The 22,065-nt window shown below is 73.6% G+C and carries 18 protein-coding genes; 7 read left to right on the top strand and 11 right to left on the bottom strand.

Going from position 1 to position 22,065, the window contains the following annotated elements; genetic code table 11:
• Positions 1-211: 211 nt before the first annotated feature.
• Both RZ84_RS32435 and RZ84_RS32430 read left to right on the top strand, forming a co-directional pair.
• Complete coding sequence (locus RZ84_RS32435; RefSeq protein ID WP_043268029.1) at positions 212-865, top strand: N-acetylmuramoyl-L-alanine amidase; 654 nt, start codon at positions 212-214, stop codon at positions 863-865.
• A gap of 139 nt (positions 866-1,004) precedes the next feature.
• Entirely contained in the window at positions 1,005-2,258 is a 1,254-nt protein-coding gene (locus RZ84_RS32430; protein WP_043268028.1) for a phosphodiester glycosidase family protein, read from the top strand.
• Positions 2,259-2,375: 117 nt separating this feature from the next.
• Here RZ84_RS32430 and RZ84_RS32425 read toward each other — a convergent pair whose 3' ends face one another.
• On the bottom strand, positions 2,376-2,570 hold the full coding sequence (locus RZ84_RS32425) for a hypothetical protein (protein ID WP_043271510.1): 195 nt from the start codon (positions 2,568-2,570) through the stop codon (positions 2,376-2,378).
• Between the two features lie 341 nt (positions 2,571-2,911).
• Here RZ84_RS32425 and RZ84_RS32420 point away from each other — a divergent pair, with 341 nt between their 5' ends.
• The gene (locus RZ84_RS32420) at positions 2,912-3,733 is read left to right on the top strand and encodes an Ig-like domain-containing protein (protein ID WP_043268027.1); all 822 of its coding nucleotides are present in this window, start codon (positions 2,912-2,914) and stop codon (positions 3,731-3,733) included.
• A gap of 174 nt (positions 3,734-3,907) precedes the next feature.
• Positions 3,908-7,225, top strand: coding sequence for a bifunctional lysylphosphatidylglycerol synthetase/lysine--tRNA ligase LysX (gene lysX, locus RZ84_RS32415; RefSeq protein WP_043268026.1), 3,318 nt, complete (start codon positions 3,908-3,910; stop codon positions 7,223-7,225).
• Between the two features lie 74 nt (positions 7,226-7,299).
• Here lysX and RZ84_RS32410 read toward each other — a convergent pair whose 3' ends face one another.
• From RZ84_RS32410 to RZ84_RS32390, 5 genes are read right to left on the bottom strand one after another with little or no spacing between them, the layout of a single operon-like run.
• Positions 7,300-8,325 carry a 2-hydroxyacid dehydrogenase gene (locus tag RZ84_RS32410; RefSeq protein ID WP_043268025.1) on the bottom strand — a complete coding sequence of 342 codons (1,026 nt, stop codon included), beginning with the start codon at positions 8,323-8,325 and terminating at the stop codon, positions 7,300-7,302.
• Positions 8,326-8,373: 48 nt separating this feature from the next.
• Positions 8,374-9,000, bottom strand: a complete 627-nt coding sequence (locus RZ84_RS32405; RefSeq protein ID WP_043268024.1) for a histidine phosphatase family protein — start codon at positions 8,998-9,000, stop codon at positions 8,374-8,376.
• Complete coding sequence (locus RZ84_RS32400) at positions 8,997-10,505, bottom strand: FGGY-family carbohydrate kinase (RefSeq protein ID WP_052230317.1); 1,509 nt, start codon at positions 10,503-10,505, stop codon at positions 8,997-8,999. Before RZ84_RS32400 ends, RZ84_RS32405 begins: the two co-directional genes overlap by 4 nt.
• Positions 10,498-12,108, bottom strand: coding sequence for an FGGY-family carbohydrate kinase (locus tag RZ84_RS32395; RefSeq protein WP_078894429.1), 1,611 nt, complete (start codon positions 12,106-12,108; stop codon positions 10,498-10,500). The genes RZ84_RS32400 and RZ84_RS32395 overlap by 8 nt, the downstream gene beginning before the upstream one ends.
• Before the next feature lie 13 nt (positions 12,109-12,121).
• Complete coding sequence (locus RZ84_RS32390; protein WP_043268023.1) at positions 12,122-13,441, bottom strand: MFS transporter; 1,320 nt, start codon at positions 13,439-13,441, stop codon at positions 12,122-12,124.
• A 294-nt stretch (positions 13,442-13,735) separates the two neighbouring features.
• Between RZ84_RS32390 and RZ84_RS32385 the strand changes: the two genes are divergently transcribed.
• Positions 13,736-14,524: a DeoR/GlpR family DNA-binding transcription regulator gene (locus RZ84_RS32385; RefSeq protein ID WP_043268022.1), complete on the top strand. Its 789-nt coding sequence runs from the start codon at positions 13,736-13,738 to the stop codon at positions 14,522-14,524.
• A 70-nt stretch (positions 14,525-14,594) separates the two neighbouring features.
• Here the strand turns inward: RZ84_RS32385 and RZ84_RS32380 are convergent, their stop codons facing one another.
• Positions 14,595-15,056, bottom strand: a complete 462-nt coding sequence (locus RZ84_RS32380; protein WP_241777967.1) for an acyl-CoA thioesterase — start codon at positions 15,054-15,056, stop codon at positions 14,595-14,597.
• A 295-nt stretch (positions 15,057-15,351) separates the two neighbouring features.
• On the bottom strand, positions 15,352-16,578 hold the full coding sequence (locus RZ84_RS32375; protein ID WP_043268021.1) for a S1 family peptidase: 1,227 nt from the start codon (positions 16,576-16,578) through the stop codon (positions 15,352-15,354).
• A gap of 113 nt (positions 16,579-16,691) precedes the next feature.
• Between RZ84_RS32375 and RZ84_RS32370 the strand changes: the two genes are divergently transcribed.
• Complete coding sequence (locus tag RZ84_RS32370) at positions 16,692-17,213, top strand: cell wall hydrolase (RefSeq protein ID WP_078894427.1); 522 nt, start codon at positions 16,692-16,694, stop codon at positions 17,211-17,213.
• Between the two features lie 69 nt (positions 17,214-17,282).
• Here the strand turns inward: RZ84_RS32370 and RZ84_RS32365 are convergent, their stop codons facing one another.
• The gene (locus RZ84_RS32365; RefSeq protein WP_043268020.1) at positions 17,283-18,626 is read right to left on the bottom strand and encodes a hypothetical protein; all 1,344 of its coding nucleotides are present in this window, start codon (positions 18,624-18,626) and stop codon (positions 17,283-17,285) included.
• 217 nt (positions 18,627-18,843) lie between these two features.
• On the opposite strand from RZ84_RS32365, the gene RZ84_RS32360 reads away from it, so the two are divergent.
• On the top strand, positions 18,844-19,407 hold the full coding sequence (locus RZ84_RS32360; RefSeq protein ID WP_043268019.1) for a hypothetical protein: 564 nt from the start codon (positions 18,844-18,846) through the stop codon (positions 19,405-19,407).
• 244 nt (positions 19,408-19,651) lie between these two features.
• Here RZ84_RS32360 and RZ84_RS32355 read toward each other — a convergent pair whose 3' ends face one another.
• Together RZ84_RS32355 and RZ84_RS32350 are read right to left on the bottom strand one after the other, a co-directional pair.
• Entirely contained in the window at positions 19,652-20,797 is a 1,146-nt protein-coding gene (locus RZ84_RS32355; RefSeq protein ID WP_043268018.1) for an acyl-CoA dehydrogenase family protein, read from the bottom strand.
• Positions 20,794-21,978 (bottom strand): acyl-CoA dehydrogenase family protein, encoded by a 1,185-nt coding sequence (locus RZ84_RS32350; protein ID WP_043271499.1) that lies wholly within the window; start codon positions 21,976-21,978, stop codon positions 20,794-20,796. The genes RZ84_RS32355 and RZ84_RS32350 overlap by 4 nt, the downstream gene beginning before the upstream one ends.
• Positions 21,979-22,065 lie beyond the last annotated feature (87 nt).

The raw sequence follows: 22,065 nt of genomic DNA, 5'->3' as shown, positions 1-22,065 counted from the left end.
CCCGCCCCCCCGTCAGGATCCTTGCTCCGGCACCCGGGTGACGTCCGATCAGGGGTGATCCGGCTCCTTCGAACCACCGCGGTCCGTCTTTGGTCAAGCCATTGACACAACGGCCCTTCCCTTGGCAGGGCGCGCACCGCTGCGCATGATGAATGCATCGGCATGTGCGTGACATGTACGCGACCCCCCTCGGTCCTTGTCAGGAGTTCACATGGAGCCCGAACCGCACCTCCCGGCCCGCCGGCGGCTGCTCACCGGCGCGGCCGCGCTCGCCGCGGCCGCCGCACTCACCCCCCTCACCGCGGCCTCCGCCGCCGCGCCACCCCGGAAACGGCCCGCAGGCGGAGGCGCCTACCCCCCGGTCCACTGGACCCCGGCCGACCCCGCCAACTTCACTGCCGCCCACCGCCCGTCGCAGTACCCGATCGACATGATCGTGATCCATGTGACCCAGGAGAGCTTCCCGGACACCCTCCGGCTCTTCCGGGACCCCGCCCACAAGGCCGCCGCGCACTACGTCGTACGGTCCGCCGACGGCTACACCGCCCAGTGTGTCCACGAGCGGGATGTCGCCTGGCACGCGGGCAACTGGGCCTACAACACCCGCAGCATCGGCATCGAGCACGAGGGCTGGATCGACGACCCGAAGTGGTTCACCGACGCCCTCTACACCCGGTCCGCGCTGCTGACCGCCGCCGTCTGCCACCGCTACGGCATCCCCAAGGACCGCAAGCACATCATCGGGCACGTCGAGGTCCCCGGCACCGACCACAAGGATCCCGGCCCGCACTGGGACTGGGCGCGCTACATGGACCTGGTCAACGGGGCGCCCTTCTGCGAGGACCTGCTGGACGGGGACATGTGACGGGGCATCATGCCGCGCACCGTCGCCCGCACCGGGCGACACGACGGCCGTTCGGCAGGTGTACGGATTCCCGACACCCGCGGGTCATAGTGAGCGCCTCAAGCACCTGAGACAGTTGACGCGACGTCAGGGGGCTTTCGTGAAACAGCGATTCGGCCGGGTCCGGGCGACGGCGACGGTGCTGGTCGCATGGGGCGTCCTGGTCGGCGGCGGGCTCGCGGACGGCGGCCGGGCCGCCGCCGCGGGCCACGGCATCGAGCGTACGGACGCGGTCCGGGTGGCCCCCGGCGTGACCTACGCCGAGTTCCGGATGCGGCTGCCGCGCGGCATCGTGCACGGCCATCTGCTGACCGTCGACCTGTCCGATCGGGACGTCTCGGTGGATCTGCTGCACCCGCGGGCGGTCGCCGAGCGCGCCCCGGTGTCCGAGCTGGCCGACGACGAGGACGTGGTGGGGGCCGTCAACGGCGACTTCTTCGACATCAGCGAGACCCGGCACCCGGGTGTCGCGGTGACCGGTGCCGCGGTCGGGCCCGCGGTGGCCTCGGGCCGGGAGCTGAAGGGCGCGGTGCCGAACGGCCAGCGGTTCGGTCCGGTGCTGCCGCCCGGCGCGACCACCGAGGACGTCCTCACCGTCGGCCGCGACCACCGTGCCCGGCTGGACCGGCTGGCGCTGCGCGGTACGGTCCGCAGCGCCGGCGGCTCCTGGCGGCTGCGCGGGCTGAACCAGTACGCGCTGCCGGTGGGCGGGATCGGCGCGTACACCCCGGCATGGGGCCCGGTGTCCCGCGAGCGCGCGGTCTGCGGCACCGACACCAACCGCAGCGCGGGGTGCACCAAGGACACCGCCGAGGTCACGGTCCGGCGGGGGCGGGTGGCCACGGTGGGCCGGAGGCCGGGGAAGGGGGAGATCGCGTCCGGGAGCGTGGTGCTGCTGGGGCGGGAGGCGGGGGCGCGGCTGCTGCGCACGCTGCGTGTCGGCGAGCGGGTGCGGATCGGCCACCGGCTGGTCGGGCAGCGGCCGGGCCGGCCGCGGTTCGCGGTCGGCGGCTTCCCGATCGTGCGGAACGCCCGGCCGGCGGGCGGGCTGAACACCGTCGCGGTGACGATGCGGACCTCCGTGGGCATCGCGGACCGGGGCCGGAAGCTCTACCTGATGGCGACGGATGGGGAGAAGGGGCGGCACCAGACGGGGCTGACGGTGCGCGAGCTGGCGGAGCTGATGGTGCGGCTGGGGGCCCGGGAGGCGATGGATCTGGACGGCGGCGGCTCATCGACGTTCGTCAGCCGCGACCCGGACGACCGGGAGCTGCGGGTGCGCAACCATCCGACGACGTCGACCGGCAGGGAACGGCCGGTGGCGAACGCCATCGGGGTCTTCTCCACCGGGTGACCGCGCCCGCGGCCGGCGACGGCAGGAAGCCGTCGTGGCAGGAGGCCGTCGCAGCCGATCACGGCGGTTGACACGCTCGGCGACCGAGCGGTTACGGTGGCGGGGCGCCGGCCGCCGTCAGGGGCGCACGCTGCTGACGACATCGGCCGCGCCGGCGAGCCCGTGGTGGATGTCCGGGGCGAGGCTGCTGCCCGCCAGATAGAAGCCGAGCAGCCCGCAGACCAGGGCGTGCGAGAACTTGAGCTTGCCGCTGCGCAGGAAGATCACCGTCAGAACCACCAGCAGCAGGACCACCGAGACGGACACGGCCATGGACACCACACCTCCTCGACCGCCGCCCGAACGGGCGGCAAGAGACGGCCAGTTTGGCGCATTTCGGGGTTTGTCCGGTTCGACTCCGGGTGCTCCAAACAGGTGATCACTGCGGGTCACGGGACGCCGGCGGGGATTCCTTCCGGCGCGGCGGCGCGCGGCCGTCACGCGTCGGCCGGGTCTCAACTTCCCGGCGCATCCCCACTGTTCACGGATTGATCGACAACTCGGGAAAGTTGTGGCATGGATCACATCACTCCCCGCAACGGAGTGTTGCGAAAGCCCGTCTTAGCGGCCGACATTGCCGCCGTTCCCCCACCGCAGACGGAAAGTCCCTGCCCATGAGCCAGAGCCCCGACCGGCACCGCCGGCCGACACGGTCGTTGTATGCCGCTCTCGCGCTGGTACCGCTGATCGGCCTCGGCACGCTCGCGGCGTGCGACGCGACCAAGGCGTCGGCATCCCAGGGGCAGCCGGTGAAGGTGGGGCTCGGGTCGGCCAGCGGGACGGCGACGGTGCAGGCCGGGGACCGGCTGCGGGTGAGCGCGGACGGCGGCGTGCTGACCGAGGTGACGGTGACCGACCCCCGGGGCCGGCAGCTGGTCGGCGGGCTCTCCGGGGACGGGACGGTGTGGACGTCGCGGGCCAAGGCGGCGCCGGACACCAAGTACTCCGTGCTCGCACGCACGAAGAACCCGCAGGGCGATGCCGGTGAGGCGAAGGAGTCGCTGACCACCGGCAAGGTGGCCAAGCGGAACTGGGCGAAGCTCGGCCCGGCCCGGCCCGGCGAGGTGATCGGCGTCACCGAGCCGATCACCCTCACCTTCGCCTTCCCGGTGACCCAGCGGGAGGCGGTGGAGCGGCGGCTGAAGGTGACCGCCGACGAGCCCACCGAAGGGTCGTGGACCTGGGCGCGCACCAAGGACGACAAGGACCGGATCGCCTGGCGGCCGAAGGACGAGTGGAAGCCGGGGACCAAAGTCACACTGCGCGCCGAACTGAACGGTCTGGACTCCGGCGGCGACCGCTTCTTCACCAAGGACTACGGTCTGAGCTTCACCGTCGGCCGGAGCGGGGCCGTGCGCGCGGACCTCGATGCCGGCGCCTACACCACTCCCGGACTCGGACTTACGCCTGCATTATGGCAAGGTCCAGGTGGGTGACCCCCATGACGGCCGCCGAACCCCCCGTACGAGGGAGAGACAACAGGAGGGACGGGATCGGAGACTGGATGGTCGGCCGGTCCCGTCGGCAGCAGAACAGCAGAAAACCAGTGGCAGAGATGCAGGGCCTCTTGTGTCGAGCCGCTGACCCCTTTCAGAGCCTAATGTGACGGAATGAGCACCGTGCAGGACCAGGATCAACTCACGGGGTGGCGGCGCTTCCGGCGCCGCGTCCCCAATGGCTTCGCCATCATCTTCAGCGTGCTGGGGCTTTTCTGTGCCCTGACGGCGCTGATCGGGCCGCTTCGGCGTGCGCTCCACTCGGTGATCTACTGGCTGGACGCGCTCACCATCCCGGTGCAGCCGAACTTCGCGTACGCGGTCTTCCTCTTCCTGCTGGCCGCGGCGATGACCGCGCGCAAACGGGTCGCCCTGTGGTTCGTTGTCGCGTACATGCTGCTGAACGTCCTCGCGGACGCGCTGTTCATGGCCGACGGGTACTGGGAGTACAGCGTCTCCCTGGTGCTGTGCGCGGGCGCACTGGTGCTGCTGCTGGTCGCGCACCGGGAGTTCTACGCGATCACCCGGCGCGGTGCGTTCCTGCGGGCCGCCCTGGTGCTGGGCGCCGGGCTCGTGGTGGCGGTGCTGCTCGGCTGGGGGCTGGTCTCGCTGACGCCCGGGTCGCTGGAGCACGGCGGCGGCAACCGTCTGCTGTGGGCCGCCAACCGCGTCTGCGGCGGGCTGGTCGGCGGCAAGATCGTCGAGGGGCATCCGCCGCACTGGACCGGCACCGTCCTCGGTCTGCTGGGCGCGCTGGCGCTGCTGAACGCCGCCGCCACCCTCTTCCGCTCGCAGCGGATGGAAGCCGCGCTGCACGGCGACGAAGAGGACCGCATCCGGGCGCTGCTGAACAAGTACGGCAGCCAGGACTCGCTGGGCTACTTCGCCACCCGCCGGGACAAGGCCGTGGTCTTCTCCCCCAGCGGCAAGGCCGCCGTGACCTACCGCGTGGAGGCCGGGGTCTGCCTGGCCAGTGGTGACCCGGTCGGTGACCGCGAGGCGTGGGCGCCGGCCATCGAGGCGTGGCTGGAGGTCGCCGGTCGCTACGGCTGGCAGCCCGCCGTCATGGGCGCCAGCGAGGACGGCGCGAAGGCGTTCGCCCGCGCCGGGCTGGGCGCGCTGCAACTCGGCGACGAGGCGATCCTGCACGTCGCCGGGTTCGATCTGAACGGCCGTGAGATGCGGGTCACCCGCCAGGCCGTCAACCGCGTCGAGCGGGCCGGCGCGACGTTCCGCGTACGGCGCCACTCCGAGCTGACCGACGCGGAGATGCAGGAGGTCATCCACCGCGCGGACGCCTGGCGCGACACCGAGACCGAGCGCGGCTTCTCGATGGCGCTGGACCGGCTGGGCGACCAGCAGGACGGCGACTGCCTGCTGGCCGAGGCCTTCGACGGCGACGGCAACATGATCGCGCTGCTGTCCTTCGTCCCCTGGGGCAAGGACGGCATCTCGCTGGACCTGATGCGCCGCGACCGCAGCGCGCCCAACGGCGTGATGGAGTTCATGGTCGCCCAGCTGTGCGCCCAGGCCGGCACGCTCGGGGTGCGGCGGATCTCGCTGAACTTCGCGGTCTTCCGGTCCGCCTTCGAGGAGGGCGCCCGGATCGGCGCCGGTCCGGTGCTGAAGTTCTGGCGCCGGCTGCTGCTGTTCTTCTCCCGCTGGTGGCAGCTGGAGGCGCTCTACCGCTCGAACTCGAAGTACCTCCCGGAGTGGTACCCGCGGTTCCTGTGCTACGCGGACGCCGGTGCGCTGGCCCGGATCGGTATGGCCTCCGGTATCGCCGAGGGCTTCGTGGCCGTGCCGAGCCTGGGCAAGCTGTGGGGCAAGGGCCACAAGAAGCGGGTGCTGGCCCCGGCGAGCACCGCGGGTCTGCCGTCGCTGGACGAGCTCGGCCTGGTGCAGGCGCCGCCGGCCGGCGAGAAGGAGCTGCGGGAGCAGGAGCTGGCCGCGCTGCCCGAGCAGGTGCGGGTGCGGCACCGCAAGCTGGAGCGGCTGCGGGAGGCCGGTACGGATCCGTACCCGGTCGGCGTGCAGCGGACGCACACCCTCGGCCAGGTCTGCGAGGAGCACCGGGAGCTGGCGGCCGGGGAGCGTACCGGCAAGACCGTCACCGTCGCCGGGCGGGTGCTGCTCACCCGCGACCACGGCGGCGTGCTCTTCGCGGTGCTGCGGGACTGGTCCGGCGATCTGCAGATCGCGCTGACCCGGGACGGCAGCGGCGCCGAGCTGCTGGAGCGCTTCGGCACGGACGTGGACCTCGGTGACCATGTCGAGGCCGAGGGCGAGGTCGGCACCAGCGAGCGCGGCGAGCTGACCGTGTTCGTGACCCGGTGGCGGCTGACCGCCAAGTGCCTGCGTCCGCTGCCGGACAAGCGGCGCGGTCTGTCCGACCCGGAGGCCAAGGTCCGCCAGCGGTATGTGGACCTGGTCGTCTCGCCGGACGCGCGGGACACCGTACGGGCGCGCAGCACGGCCGTGCAGGCGCTGCGCCAGGGGCTGATCGAACGCGGCTATCTCGAAGTCGAGACGCCGATGCTCCAGCAGATCCACGGTGGCGCCAACGCCCGTCCGTTCCACACCCACATCAACGCCTACGACCTGGACCTGTATCTGCGGATCGCGCCGGAGCTGTACCTCAAGCGGCTCTGCGTGGGCGGTATGGAGAAGGTCTTCGAGATGGGGCGGACGTTCCGCAACGAGGGCATCTCGTACAAGCACAACCCCGAGTTCACGATGCTGGAGGCGTACCAGGCGTTCGCCGACTACGACGTGATGCTCAACCTGACCCGGGAGCTGATCCAGGGCGCGGCGGTCGCGGCGTTCGGCAGCGCCACCGCCCGCAAGGCGGACAAGAACGGACGGTTGGTCGAGCACGACATCTCGGGCATCTGGCCGGTCAAGACCGTCTACGGCGCGATCTCCGAGGCACTGGGCGAGGAGGTCCACGCGGACACCGACCCCGATGTGCTGCGGCGGCTGTGCAACGCCTCGTCGGTGCCGGTGAAGCCGGAGATGGGCCGCGGCGACATCGTGCTGGAGATGTACGAGCGGCTGGTCGAGGAGAAGACCACGCTGCCGACCTTCTACAAGGACTTCCCCACCGATGTCTCGCCGCTGACGCGTCAGCACCGGGTCGACCCGCGGCTCGCCGAGCGCTGGGACCTGGTCGCGTTCGGCACCGAACTGGGCACCGCCTACTCGGAGTTGACCGACCCGGTCGAGCAGCGGCGGCGGCTCACCGCGCAGTCGCTGCTGGCGGCCGGCGGTGACCCGGAGGCGATGGAGCTGGACGAGGACTTCCTCCAGGCGCTGGAGTTCGCGATGCCGCCGACCGGTGGTCTGGGCATCGGCGTGGACCGGCTGGTGATGTTCCTGACCGGTCTGTCGATCCGCGAGACGCTGCCGTTCCCGCTGGTTCGGCGGCGCTGACCGCAGCAGGCAGGAAAGCGCCGGGCGGGCTGGAGGTTTCCAGTCCGCCCGGCGCTTTCGGTGTGCGGTGCGTGTCAGGCGTTGGCCTGGTGGCGGAGGGGTTCGCCGCGCAGGTAGCGGCCGACGTCGCCGGCGACGATCGCCGCGGCCTTGTGGGCGACCTGCTGGCTGCCGCCGGCGATGTGCGGGGTGAGGACCACGCGGGGGGCGGTCAGCAGCCGGGAGCCGGCCGGGATCGGCTCCTCGGGGAAGACGTCGAAGCCGGCGCCGGCCAGCTGCCCGGATTCCAGGGCGTCGCAGACCGCGTCGTAGTCCAGCAGCGCGCCCCGGGCGCAGTTGACGAGCACCGCACCGCGCGGCATCGCGGCGAGCCGGTCGCGGCCGATCATGCCGGTGGTCTCCGGGGTGACCCGGGCGTGCAGCGAGACGATGCGGGAGCGGGTGAGCAGCTCGTCGAGGGAGACCTGCTCGGCGATGCCGGCCAGCGCCTCGGGGCGCACGTAGGGGTCGTGGACGAGGACCCGGGCGCCCATGGCGTGCAGGACCTTGGCGACGCGGCTGCCGATGGCGCCGAAGCCGATCAGGCCGACGGTGGCGCCGTCGATCTCGATACCGCAGTTGTCGTAGTCGTAGTAGTCGCCGCGCCAGACGCCGCGGCGCAGGTCGGTGTGGGTGTCGCCGACGCCGCGGGCGGCGGCCAGCAGCAGGGTGAGGGTGTGTTCGGCGGTGGCGGTGGCGTTGCGGCCGGGGGCGTGGCAGACGGCGACGCCGTGCCGGGTGGCGGCTTCGAGGTTGGCGTTGACCGGGCCGCCGCGGCTGGTGCAGAAGAGCTTGAGGCCGGGGCAGTGGGCGAGGATCCGCTCGGTGAGCGGGCCGTGTTCGGTGACGCAGATCTCGACGCCCTGGAGGGCCTCGATCATCTCGTCCTCGGTGCCGGACGCCTCGATGACCTCGGCGACCGGGCCGAAGGGGGTGTGCGGCCAGCCGAACTGGAGCTCGCGTATCTCCAGGGGCGTGTCCCCGGCCGCGGTGCGTACGGCCGCGCTGAACAGGCTCGGGTGGATGAAGTGGTTGCCGGCGGCGAGGACGGTGGTGGTCATGCGGGGTGTCTCCTGGAGGCGGTGGGGGCGTGGTGGCCGTGCGGCCGGTCAGTGCAGGGCGGGGGTCCGGTTGAGGGCGGGGGCGTTGAGGCACAGCAGCGCGGTCCGTCCGTGCTCCACCCGGATTTCGGTGAGGGCGCCGTTGTGCAGCTGGGGGAAGACCCGGCGGTAGTCGCGGAGCGGGATGCCCAGCAGGTGGCAGAGCAGGACCCGGACGAGGGTGGAGTGGGCGACCAGCAGCACCCGGCCGTCGGGCTGTTCGCGGGCGATGTCGGCGAGGCAGGCGGCGGCGCGTTCGGCGGCCCGGCGCGGGTGCTCGCCGCCGGGGAGGTGGTTCTCGACCGGGTCGGCGAGGAAGGCGGCCAGCCGCTCGGGGAAGCGCTGCCGCATCTCGTCCCGGGTCAGGCCCTCGCCCTGGCCGAAGTCGACCTCGTAGAGCCGTTCGTCGGTGTGCGGGGTCAGGCCGCAGGCGTCGGCGGCGGGGGCGGCGGTGAGCCGGGCGCGGGAGAGCGGGGAGCTCCAGACGGCGGTGAGGCCGGCGGTGGCGGCCCAGTGGGCGAGGGCGCGGGCCTGTTCGCGCCCGTGGTCGGTGAGTGGGACGTCGGAGCGGCCGGCGTAGCGGTTCTCCGCATGCCACACGGTCTCGCCGTGGCGTACGAGGATGAAGTCGGTCACTGCGCGGCCCTCCTGCGGGCGTGGTCGGCCACGGCGGGTTCGAGCCAGCCGCGGCGGGTGAGTTCGTCGACGAAGCGGAGGTAGACGGGGAGGTAGCGGGCGGTGCGGGCGGGGTCGGGGCGGACTTCGGTGCCGGGGCGGACCATCGCGGCGACCGCGTCCCGGAGGCTCGCGCCGGAGGCGGTGGCGGCGAGGACGGCCATGCCGAGGGCGCCTTCGGCGTGCTCCGGGACGTGCACGGGCCGGCCCAGGACCTCGGCGCGCAGCCGGCACCAGTAGGCGTTGCGGGCACCGCCGCCGGTGAGGGTGAGCGGGCCGTCGATGGGCGCGCCGAGGTGGTCGAGGTAGTCGAAGCAGAGCCGTTCGACGCAGGCGACGCCGAGCAGATAGGCGTGGAACTCGGCGGCGCGGGTGGGGACTTCACCGAGGATGAAGGGTTCGGCCTCGGGGGCGCGGAACGGGAAGCGCTCGCCGCCGGTGGAGACCAGGGGGTAGGCGACCGCGTCCGGGTCCAGGGCGGCGGCCTGCTCGGTGAGCACGTCGAGGTTCTCGCTGTGGAAGTACTGGGAGATGACGCCCGCGCCGCTGCTGGAGGCGCCGCCCGGCAGCCAGGTCTCGCCGGGGCCGCGGTGGCAGTAGACCACGCCCGCCGGATCGCGGATCAGGTGGTCGCTGCTGCCCTTGAGGACGAGGGTGGTGCCGAGCACCGCGTTCCAGGCGCCCGGGGTGAGCGCGCCGGCACCGATCTGCGCTGCGCAGCCGTCGGTCATGCCGGCGACGACGGCCGTTCCGGCGGGGATGCCGGTGGCGTCGGCGGCCTCGGCGCAGACGGTGCCGAGTACGGTGCCGGGCCGTACGACGTCGGGCAGCAGGGCCCCCGGTACGCCGAGCCGGTCCAGCACCTCGTGCGGCCAGCGCTCCTCGACGAGGTGGTAGCCGGTCTTGAGCGCGTGGCTGGCGTCGCTCGGTACCTGACGTCCCGCCAACTTCCAGGTGATGGTGTCGACTTGGTGCAGCAGCCGGGTGCCGTTGGCGAGTCCCGGCTCGTGGTCCAGCAGCCAGCGGAGCTTGGGCAGCGCCCAGGACGGCGGCATGCCGCGGTAGCCCAGCTCGCGCCAGACCGCTCCCCCGGCCTCGTTGACCGCCGCGGCCTGGTCGGCGGCGCGCCCGTCGTCGTACATCAGCCCCGGGGTGAGCGGGGTGCCGTGCGCGTCGGCGAGCAGGACGGTGCCGGAGGTGCCGTCGATGGCCAGCCCGCGGACCCGGCCGGCGTCGATGCCCTCCAGCGCCTCCCGGCAGGCCGCGGACAGCGCGCTCCACCACTCCTCGGCGTCCTGCTCATGGCGTTTGCCCACCCGCCGGCTGGTGAGCGGGCGGGCGGCGGTGGCGAGGACCTGCCCGGTGCCGTCGACGGCGAGGCAGCGGGCGCTCTGGGTGCCGAGGTCGAGGCCGAGCCAGATGCCGTCGAGGGGAGCGGTACTTCCGGGAGGGTGCTGGTCAGACACGGGTGCCTCCAGGGGCAGGGGTCGCGGCGGGGTGGTGGGTGGTGTCGATGCGGCGTGCTGTGAACGAGTCGGCCGCGCCGGACGTACCGGACGTACCGGGAGCCCTCCGCCCGGCGTCCGCGGGCGGGGTCGCGGCGCCCCGCCAGCCCGCCTCCCGGGCGACGGCGCGCCAGTGGAGGAAGTCTTCGTAGAGCGCGGTGTAGAACTCCGTGCGCGCCGGATCGGGCTGCCAACTCCGCTGCATCCGTACGTACTTGTCCGCGGCGCGGTGCATGCTGCTCTCCGCGCCGGTGCGGACCAGGCCGGTGAGGAAGGCCCCCTTGGCGCCGAGTTCGGTGTCCTGGGAGCGGGCGGTGGGCACCCCTGTGGCGTCGGCGATCAGCGCGCACCAGGCGTCGCTGTTGGCGCCGCCGCCGCACAGCCGCAGCTCGGTGACGTCCGTACGGGCCGCCGCCAGCGAGTCGCGCAGGACCAGCGAGAGCCCGTCGAAGACGGCGCGGGCGAGGTCGGCCGGGGTGTGCTCCAGGGACAGGCCCCAGAAGGAGCCGCGGGCGGCCGGGTCGAGGAACGGCGCGCGCTCGCCGGCCGGGGAGAGGTACGGCAGGAACATCAGCCCGCGGGCGCCGGGCCGCGACGCGAAGGCCAGGCGGGCGAGTTCCGGCGGACCGGGGAGGTGCAGCATCCGGGCCGCCCAGCCGAGGACCTCGGCGCCGTTGAGGGTGGGGAAGGCGCGCAGCACCCGTTCGCGCCCGCGGTAGGCGATGTTGATGCCGGACGGTTCGCCGGTGGTGTCGATCCCGGTGCGGACGATCTCGGTGCACAGTGTGGTGCCGAGGATGCTGCACGCCTGGCCGGGGTTGACCACGCCGACGCCGCGGGCGGTGGCGGCGATGTCGTACGGGGCCATCACGACGGGCAGCCCGGCCGGCAGCCCCAGCCGGTCCGCGGCCTCGCGGGTGAGCTCGGCGATCCGCTGGGACTCGCCGAGGACGGTGGGCAGCAGCCGGGCGTACGCGGACAGGCCGAACAGGTCGAGGATCTCCGGGTCGTAGTCGCCGGTGGTGTGGTCGAGGAACGGCGCCGAGGCGTCCGATTCGTCGCTGGCGCGGACGCCGGTGAGGCGGAGGAAGAGCCAGCCGGCGGCGGTGAGCGAGGTGGCGGAGCGGGCGAGCCGGTCCGGGTCGTGGGCGGCGAGCCAGCTGAAGAGGGCGTTGGGCATGCCGGTGCAGGTCAGCGAGCCGTTGCGGCGGAAGGCCGCTTCCAGGACCCCGTCCCGCTGCCAGGCGGTGAGCTGGTCGCCGGCCCGGCCGTCGGACCAGAGGATCGCCGGGCCGGTGGGACGCCCGCGGTCGTCGACGAGCCAGGCGCCGTCGCCCTGCGCGGTGAAGGAGACCAGCCGGACCGGGTCGGTCAGCTCGGTGAGGACCTCGCGGACGGTGCGGACCACGGCGTGCCAGACGGCGTCCATGTCCTGTTCGGCCCATCCGGGGTGCGGGCGGAGCACTTCGGTGGCGACCCGGGAGACCGCGATCTCGGTGCCCCGGTCGTCGAAGACGACGGACTTGATGACGGTGGTGCCGACGTCGACGGTCAGTACGGACATCAGTGGGGTCCCTTCACGCCCGGGCCGGGGCGGTGTGCGCCGCGGCGGCGTCCCGGCCGGCGCCCGCCCCCGCGGTCGACTCGTCCGGCAGCTTCAGGAAGAGGGTGAGTACGGTGCTCACCGCGTACATCCCCGCGAAGATCCAGACCACCCCTTCGACGCCGAGCGGCCCGACGAAGGCCGCGACGACGGCGGGTCCGACGAAGGTGCTGGCGCCGGCGCCCAGGTTGAGCGCGGCCAGCGCCTGTCCCTTGTGTCGCGGCTCCATAGAGGGCATCAACGCTGATATCGGTACGTATCCCGCCAGCGTAGCCCCGTAGAACGCGGCCACGGCCAAGGCGAGCGGGAAGCTCGGGCCGGCGGTCGTCGGGACGTAGAAGAGGAGCAGGGTGCTCAGGGTGCAGCCGGCGCCGCCGAACCAGGCGACGGTGCGCCGCCAGCCGAGCCGGTCGCCGACGACGCCGAAGAGCAGGTTGGCGAAGATGTTGGTGGCGAACATCGCGCTGAGCAGGTGCAGCCACTGGGTGAGGCCGAAGCCGACGGTCCTGGTGAAGTGGACCGGCAGGATGACGAAGAACCCGAACTGCGATGCGGTGTTGATGACCCGTACCACGGATCCGGCGCCGACCCGGGGGTTGCGCCAGAGGATCGTGACGCTGCCGAGCAGCGTGGCCAGTGGCCCCTCGCCGGCCGGCCGCTGCCGCTTGCCGCCCTGGTCGTCGCGGACGAGCAGCAGCGCGATCAGCCCGCCCGCGGCCACCAGTGCCAGCGCCGCCCACAGCGTGGCGTATGCGCCGATGTGCGGGATCAGCCCGCCGGCGACGAGGGAACCGAGCGTCGGCAGCCCGCCGGTGAACGCGAACCAGAACCAGCCCATCGCCGCGCCCAGCCGTGCCCGGGGCGCGACGCCGGCGATCCAGACCAGGAACCCGTAGGCGAACAGCGGGTAGCCCAGGCCGCGGAGGCCGTAGCCGAGCAGCATCAGCGGATAGCTGGACGCCGGGATGGCGGCGGCGAGGAAGAGCAGCTGGAAGGCGGCCCAGACGGCGAGGCCGGTCCACATCACCCGGCGCGGGCCCCACAGGTCCGCGAGCACGCTGGAGAGCCAGGCGGCGACGGCGGCGGCGATGCCGTAGACGGTGAAGAGGAGCGCGACCCGGGACTCCGGGATGCCGCGGTCGATGAGGTACGGCGAGAGGTAGCCGGACTCGACTCCGTCTCCGACCATGAAGAGGAGCAGCCCGAGGTAGCCCCAGGCGAGGGTGGGCGGGATGCCGAGACGGGTGATCAGGGCCCGGCGGGTGATCGGCGGGCAAGGAGGAGGGTTCGTCATCGAAGCTCCCCTTTCTGCGGCGGGATTCTGCGGCGGGTTCGGCAGCGGGTTTCGGCGGCGGCCGGTGGCGGACGCAGCGATGCAATCGCCGGCGTAAAAGGGGCGTCAAGGGTGGCCGGAATCTTCGCATCGGGGCGGCGACCAGCCATGGTGCGTGGGAACGGAACGGGCATCCGCAGTGCGCTCGACCGCCCGCGCCGTGTTAAATCCGTGCGAACATAACGCGACGAGTTCACGCGGGCGGGCCGTGCCGGGAGCGCGGTGCACCGTGCGGGGGCGGGAGGGGACGGGGCGATGGACCGGGTCGAGGCGCAGGAGGAACGGCGGCGCCGGATACGCGAGAGCGTGATCGCCCGCGGGTTCGTCCGGACCTCGGACCTCGCCGCCGAGTTCGGGATCAGCCTGATGACCGCCCACCGGGATCTGGACGCGCTCCAGGCGCAGGGCTGGCTGCGCAAGGTCCGGGGCGGGGCGACCGGGCTGCCGTCGGCGCAGTTCCACGGCAGCGTGGCGGAGCGGATGGCGACCATGGCGGCGACCAAGCAGCTGCTGGCGCGGGCCGCCGCACGGCTGCTGGTCCCCGGGCAGACGGTGCTGCTGGACGACAGCACCACCTGTCTGCTGCTGGCGCACCAGGCCGCCGAGCACACCCCGCTGACCGTGATCACCAACTCGCTGCCGGCCGTCACCACACTCGCCAAGGCGCCCGGCATCTCGCTGATCACGCTCGGCGGGGCGTACTTCCCGGCGTACGACGCCTTCATGGGGCTGCACACCGCGGACGCCGTACGGGCCTACCGCGCCGATGTGCTGTTCCTGTCCACCACGGCCGTCACCAACGGCCGTTGCTACCACACCTCACCGGAGACGGTGCAGGTCAAACGGGCCATGATGGAGAGCGCGGCGCGGCGGGTGCTGGTCGCCGACCACACCAAGTTCACCAAGGACGGGCTCTACGCGCTGGCGCCGCTGACCGACTTCGACCTGCTGATCGTGGACGACGGGCTGCCGGCGGAGCAGGTACGGGCGGTGCGGGCGGGCGGCACGGAGGTGCTGGTGGTGCCGACGCGCGGGGCGTCATGACGCGTCGTGCCCCGGGGAGCCGCGGGGTGCGTCTCCCCCGGCCGCCTCACTCCGCGGCCAGGCCGAGCGGTCACGGGTCGGCGACCAGCGCGCGCAGCACCGCCCCCGGGTCCTTGACGAGCCTGTGCTCGGTGAGGTCCAGCAGCCCGCAGACGGCGCTGATCTCGGCGGCGACCGTGCCGTCCGCCTTGCGCACGGTCTGCTCGAAGACGAAGGTCCGGCCCTCGCCCCAGACGATCGCGACGCTCACCTCGACCGCGTCGCCGGCCCGCAGCTCGCGCCGGTAGCGGATGGTGGTCTCGACGGTCACCGGGCCGACGCCCGTGCCGACCAGGGCGCTCTGCCCGATGCCGCACGCCTGGAGCAGCGACCAGCGGGCGTGCTCGGCGTACTGGAGGTAGACGCTCTGGTTGAGATGGCCCTGGGTGTCGGTCTCGTAGCCCCGGACGGTGACGGGTACGGTGAACGGCTCGGCCGCCGGTCCCGCCGGAATCCCGTTCGCGTCCGCCGCTGCCTCGGCCCCGTCCGCCACGCGCTCTCCCGTTGTTCCCCGGGTCCCCGCTCCGGGTACCCGTTCCCGGCTTCCTGGGTGGCCATCGTAGGCGGCGGCGATCAGCGGGCGGGGGCCTTTCCGGGGAGCCGCCCAACTCGGCCCGGCGGACCGTCCGATCGCACCAGCGCTCCAGCAGCGTGCGTGCCGGCCGTTCGCCGACCTCGTGCGGGCGGCGGGCCAGCAGGTCGGCGCCGAGACCGACCCGGACCGCCAACTCCCCCGCCCGGCACGGGATATCGCCCCGGCGTCCGTTACGCCGCACCCCGGGCCGGGCTCACGGGGTGCCGGTCACCAGCCGCAGATCCCATTTCTGCAGCGCTTCCTCGATCGGCTGGAAGATGGTGACGGTGTCCCCGCCGGTCTTGCAGGTCGCGGCGCCGCCGCCGGAGTGCACCCCGACGGCCTTCGGGGCGCCGGGCTGGGAGACGTACGATCCGCCCGAATCCCCGGCCGCCGAGCAGGCGTTGGTGAAGGACAACCCGTTGACGACGGCGGTGCCGTAGTCCACGGTCTGCCGGGTGCGGGTGATCTCGCCGCAGCGCCAGCCGCTGGTCTGCCCCGAGTGGCAGATCGACGTGCCGACGATGCCCTCCTGGGTGCCGGTGATGGCGACCGGGCTGCCGCTCTGGCCCGCCACCGCCGAACTCAGCCGCCAGTCCGGCTGGTTGACCGTGACCAGCCCGAAGTCGCCGTTGCGCCCGTTGACGCTGTGCCTCCCTCCCTCGTTCGAGATCCCCAGCAGGCTGCCGTCCTGGCCGTACGCCGGCAGATCGGGCTTGAGGGTGCAGTGCCCCGCCGTCAGAAAGCCGCGGAACCTGCCCGGACCGGTCACCGAGAAGCCGATGGAGCAGATGCCCTCGGAGCCCGGCATCCAGCGCTGGCCGCCGACGACCGTGCCGCTCTGCTGGCGCGGCGCCTGGTCGCTGCGCTCGACGGTGACCGGCACCCGCGAGCGGACCGCGACCTGCCGTACCGCGCTTTCGAAGCCGGCGGTCCGCTTGGTCCGCGCCGCGCGGTCGACCCGGACCACGACCCCGTTGGCGCGTTCGTCCACCCCCCAGCCGGTGACGCCCGGTACGCCGCGGCCGGCCCGCTCCGCGATCTGCCGCACCACCCCGTCGAGCGTGGCCCGGCTGTGCCGGACGACCTTGGGCACCGCACCCGCGGCCCGGACCCGGCGCACGTCGGCGGCGTTGGTGACCGCGACGACGAGCTTGCCGGTCTCCTTGTCGAACCACATCCCGGCGGGCGGCACGGCCAGCGCCCGGCGCACCGCGAGGGCCGTGTGCTGCGCCTCGGCCTCCTGCGCGAGCCGAGTCCGTGCCTGAGCCGGCGTCAGCCCCAGGTCGCGGCGCATCGCGTCGAGCATGCCGCGCTGCGCGGGCTGTGGACTGGGGTCGGGCTGCGGCAGGGCGTGCACCGGACTGCGCGGTGCGACGGCCGCCACCATGGCGACCACGGCCGCACTCCACAGAGCGGCCTTGCGAAAGCGGCGTTCCATCGGGGATCTCCTCGCGGTGTCGAGTACACGTCTTGATCCGGCCGGGCTCAGGCCCCCAGACTCCTCGACCCCGCGACAGGCGGCACGGGAGAGAACGCCTGCATGATGGGCCGGTGACCTCCGACGCCCGTTCCCAAGTCCCCGCCGTGCACGGCCCGGTCGCGTTCGATGCGCTGCCCGGGGCGCTGCGCAACGTCGCCTACTCGGCCGCCCGCCATCCGGGAGCGGCGCCACCTGAATGCCCGTCATACGCGGTGGACGGTGATCCCGGCCTCACCGCCGGCGCCAACTGCCAGTGCTACGCCTATGCCGTCCTGCGTCACTTCGGCCTGCTGGTCCCCCCGTTGCGCTCCGCCGAGCTCTGGGCGGACCGGCGCGCGACCCGGCCGGCCGACCCGCCACGCCCGCTGGACCTGGTCCTCTTCGACGCCGGCCCGGTCCCGGACCGGCCACCGGGGTACGGCGCCCACGTGGGCGTCCACCTGGGGCCCGGCCAAGTGCTGCACCTGTGCCGGGAGGTGGGCCGGCCGGCCGTGTGGTGCTATGCCGACTTCGCGGCCCGGCCGCGCTATGCGCGCTTCCTGGGCGCCAAGCGGGTCGTGGTGGTCAACTCCGGTGCGGCGGGCGGCTGTTGACGGGTGCCCTGCCGGGCACACGAGGGGCCCGGCTCCTGGAACGGAGCCGGGCCCTGGTGCGGTGCCGGGTCAGAAGTCGCCGCCGAAGCCCCCGTCGCCGCCTCCGAACCCGCCGTCGCCACCGCCTCCGAACCCGCCACTGAAGTCGTCGGGGTTGAAGTCGGCGCCGGTGACATCGCCGCCGTCGGCGCCCTGGTAGCCGAGGTCGGCGCCGTAGGCGGGCGTGGACATCATCAAGTGGCCGAGCACGGTGCCGGCCAGCAGGCCGGGCAGCAGCCCGCTGCCGAAGTAGCCGCCGGCCCAGGGGGCGTAGGCGGGGCCCGCCTCCCAGTAGGGGCGATCGCCCTGCGGGGTGCGGACCGTGCGGGCCAGCGGCTCGCGACCCTCGTCCAGGCGGGTCCGGTCCGCGGCGCAGACCGGAACGGTGCGCTCGGCGCCGCCGGGCGGGGCCCAGGCCGCATCGGCGACGGACGGGCCGTGCCGCGGGTCGAAGAAGCACGGCGGCCGGCGCTCGGGCACCGGCTTTCCCTCACGGCGGGCGGCCAGCACGGCGAGCGAGAAGCGGCCGTCCTCCAGCGCCTTGGTGACGGCCCGGACGTCGCCGGGGTGCTCGGCCGCGGCCATCGCCGACTTGGCGTCCTCGTAGGCGTCCAGGGCGTGCGCGTAGTCGGCGCGCATCGCGTCGTCGGCGCCGGGCTCGCCGGGGTCGAAGTCGAGCCGGTCCAGCTCCTCGCCGAAGGCGGTGATGTCCTCGTCGACCACCACCCGCAGCTCTTCGAGAGCGGCGCGCTCCTCCTCGGCGCGCCGGCGGCGGTTGCGGCGGGCGATGGCGTAGGCACCGCCCCCGCCGATGACGATCAGCGCGCCGATGCCGATCGCGGTACCGGTGTCGAAGCCGGCGCCGCCGCCCCAGGAGGACGGGGCGTGGCCGCGCGCCTCTCCGACCGCCGTGTCGACGAAGCTGTTGAGGCGCTCGGCGACGGTGGGGTACCGGGAGCGATTGACGGCGCCGACCAGGTTCTGGACGGCGCTGCGCGGCATGACCCGGGGGTCGGCGCCGGCGTTGAAGGCGGTGCCGAGCTCGACCGCGTAGACGCCGCTGATGCCGACCTTGGTGCGCAGGTCGCGGAGCAGCGTCCGGGGCTGGTAGTCGGAGGTGCGGGGCAGGACGGCGACGAAGACCGGCTTGCCGGAGTCCTTGATCTTCTTGGCGAGGGCATCCGCCTGGCTGGCCGAAAACTGACCCGATGCGCGGGGGTCCACGTAGACGGGCCCCTTCCGCAGCGCAGCCGCCGCCTCGTCCAGCCCACCTGCGGCATACGCACCCGGTGCGGCCACTGTGGCCACCGCCAGCAGAGCGGCCAGCAGCAGGAGAACCGGTCCGATCAGCACGCGCCGGGTTGCGGTCTTCATGGCTTCGACGCTACCCGAACCGCACTTTCAAGACACCCTCCGACGGACACCGGCGGCACACCGGAAACGGCCCGCCGGCGGCGCAGTATGCACGCCCGCACCGGCCCTGTCGCACCGGAGCTGCCCAGCCGGGTGGTCGCTCCGCGTGCCGTTTTTGATGATCAAGGTCACCGGGGATGTTCCGGCTCGTCCCTCCCCCGAGAATAAGGAGGACTTGATGGGCAGGGCCGCCGAGATGGCCAACTCCCTCGCCATCACCGTCGCCGCGACCGCCGTCGGCTGCATGCTGGTTCTCGAACTGGCCCCCTCGCACCACCCCGGCTTCCAGAAGACCCCGCTCCCGACCCTCACCCCCGCCGACGCCGCCCTCGCGGGCGACACCGCCGCAGTCCAGGGCGGCCCGGCCGCCCGTGCCTCGACCACCGCGCTGGGGGCGACCGCCGTCCGCGCCCCCGGTCGGTCCCGGATCGGACCGCCGTCGGCCGGGCGGATCCAGGTCACCGCCCCCGCCGGCCCGATCAGCCTCCGCAAGCACAGCAGCTTCCCGGTGGCCTGGACGAACACCACCGGTGCCGACGTGGACGTCTGGCTGAACGCGATGGCGGGCCGCGGTCGCGCGCAGCGGCTGGCGCGGGTCTCCCCGCGGGCCGGGTCCGCGGCGGACGGCGAGGCGATCGTGACCCTGCCGCAGGTGCGGCCCGGCCCCGCGTACTCGGTGGAGGTGGTCGCCGGCAACGGAGCGGTCCATGCCTTCAGCAAGCCGTTCGCCGTCATCGACTGAGTGCGCCGCCGATCGGGCCGGGCCGCCAACCGGCGTGCGCCACCGGCCCGTTGGATCCGCCGACGCCGGGCGGCGTCCGGTGCGTGCTCTCGGCGTGCCGGGCGACGCCCCCTGTACTCGGAGTACCGGGGTCGTTGCCCGTTGCGGCGAAGGGGGTCTCCCCCGCCCGAGCCGTGCGAAACCGGTACGAGGGCGGGGGGACGTGCAGGGCGTCGCCCGGCAGGCGGGAGTTCGACGACAGGACCTACGGGGCGGCCAGGTCGACCAGTGCGGCCAGCGCGTCCCGGTGCCGCCCCGGCGTGCCGAGGGCGAGCTCATCGCTCTTGGCGCGCTTGAGGAAGAGATGCGCCGGGTGCTCCCAGGTCATGCCGATGCCGCCGTGCAGCTGGATGCACTCCTCGGCGGCGTGCACCGCCACCGGCGCGCAGTACGCCTGGGCCACCGCGACCGCCACCGGGGCGTCGGAACTGCCGCTCGCCAGCGCGTCGGCGGCGTTGCGGGCGGCGGCACGTGCCGAGCCGATCTCCAGCCAGAGCGAGGCCATCCGGTGCTTGAGCGCCTGGAACGAGCCGACCGGGCGGCCGAACTGGGTGCGCTCGGCGGTGTACCGCACGGCCTCGGTCAGACACCACTCGGCGATCCCCAGCTGTTCCGAGGCGAGCAGGCCCGCCCCGGTGAGCAGCGCGCGGTCCACCGCGGCCCGGGCCCGGTCGCCGGTCGCCAGCAGGCGTCCGGGCGCCCGGTCGAAGGTGAGGTGCGCGAGGGGGCGGGTGAGGTCGAGCGGGGTGACGGCCTCGGTCCGTACGCCCGGGGCGCCGGTGTCGACGGCGTAGAGCGCCCGGCCGCCGGGGCCTTCGGCCGGTACCAGCAGGAGCCCCGCGCCCGCCGCGTCCGCGACCGAGCCGACCCGGCCGGTCAGCGCACCGGCGGCGTCGGCCCGTACGGTCGGTGCGCCGGCCCCGCCGGGTGCGGTCGGCAGCGGGACGGCCAGCACGCCGGTGCCGCCGCCCTCCGCGAGCCGGGCCAGCGGCCCGGCGACCGCCTCCTGGGACGGGTCGCAGCCCAGCAGCGCGCTGACCGCGACCACCGCACTGGTCAGATACGGCACCGGTGCGACCGCGCGGCCCAGCTCCTCCAGGACGACGGCGGCCTCGCGGGCGCTCGCGCCCTGCCCGCCGAGCTTCTCCGGGACCAGCAGCCCGGCGGTGCCGATGTCCGCGGCGAGCGCCCGCCACAGCTCCGGGTCGTACGGGCGGTCGGACTCCACGCCGGCGAGCACGGTGGCCGGATCGCAGCGGTCGGCGAGCAGCGCGCGGACCGCGGCGCGCAGCGCCTCCTCCTCGTCGCTGTAGAGGAGGTCGGGGTCCGGCGTCTCGGTGGCGGTGGTCATCGGGGGAGGTCCTTCCACGCGACGTCCTTGTCGGTCCGCGGCTCGGGCGGCAGGCCCAGCACGCGCTCGGCGACGATGTTGAGCAGCACTTCGGAGGTGCCTCCTTCGATGGAGTTCCCCTTGGCGCGCAGATAGCGGTAGCCGGCCTCGCGGCCGGTGAAGTCGACGCCTTCGGGGCGGCGCAGCGTCCAGTCGTCGTAGGTCAGCCCCTCCTCGCCCAGGAACTCCACCTCCCAACCGCTGATCTGCTGGGCGAGCCGGGCGAAGGCCAGCTTCATCCCGCTGCCCTCGGGTCCGGGCTGGCCCTTGGACAGCTGCTGGCGCAGCCGCTCGCCGGTCAGCCGGGCTGCCTCGGCCTCCACCCAGAGCGTCAGCAGCCGCCGGTGCAGGTCGTGGGTGCGCAGTTCGGGGCGGGTCCGCCAGTCGGCGGCGGCGACGCCGATCATTCCGCCCTCGCGAGGGGTGCGGACGCCGCCGATGGCGATCCGCTCGTTCATCAGCGTGGTCTGGGCGACCCGCCAGCCCTCGCCGACCTCGCCGAGCCGGTGCGCGTCCGGGATGCGCACGCCGGTCAGGAACACCTCGTTGAACTCGGCCTCGCCGGTGATCTGCCGCAGCGGGCGCACCTCGACACCCGGGTCGGTCATGTCACAGACGAAGTAGCTGATGCCGCGGTGCTTGGGCACGTCGGGGTCGGTACGCGCGATCAGGATCGCCCAGCGCGCGAGATGCGCGCTGGAGGTCCACACCTTCTGCCCGTCGACGATCCAGTCCCCGGCCTCGTCGCGTACCGCCCGGGTCGCCAGCGCCGCCAGGTCGGAGCCGGCGCCGGGCTCGCTGAAGAGCTGGCACCACACCTCCTCGCCGGTCCACAGCGGGCGCAGAAAGCGCCGCCGCTGCTCGTCGGTGCCGTAGCGCAGGATGGTGGGCGCGGCCATGCCGAGGCCGATGCCGATCCGGCCGGGGTCGTTGCCGGGGGCGCCGGCGGCGTCCAACTCCGCGTCCACCACGGCCTGGAGAGCGCGCGGCGCGTTCAGTCCGCCGAGCCCTTCGGGGAAGTGGACCCAGGCCAGCCCGGCGTCGAAGCGGGCCCGCAGGAAGTCCAGCCGGTCGGTGGTGGCCGGAGGGTGGGTAGCGAGCAACTCGGCACTGCGCCGGCGCAGTTCGGCGGCGTCGGTCATCGCGTCTCCTCCGTTCCGGGGACCACGACCAGGCGCCCGACGGAGTCGCCGTCGGCGACCCGCTGGACGGCCTCGGCGGCGCCCGCC

Origin of the sequence: Streptomyces sp. CT34 (genome assembly GCF_000805335.1) — a bacterium.
GTDB lineage: Bacteria > Actinomycetota > Actinomycetes > Streptomycetales > Streptomycetaceae > Streptomyces.
Note: the sequence above shows the minus strand (reverse complement) of the source record. Positions and strands in the feature narration are given on the sequence as shown.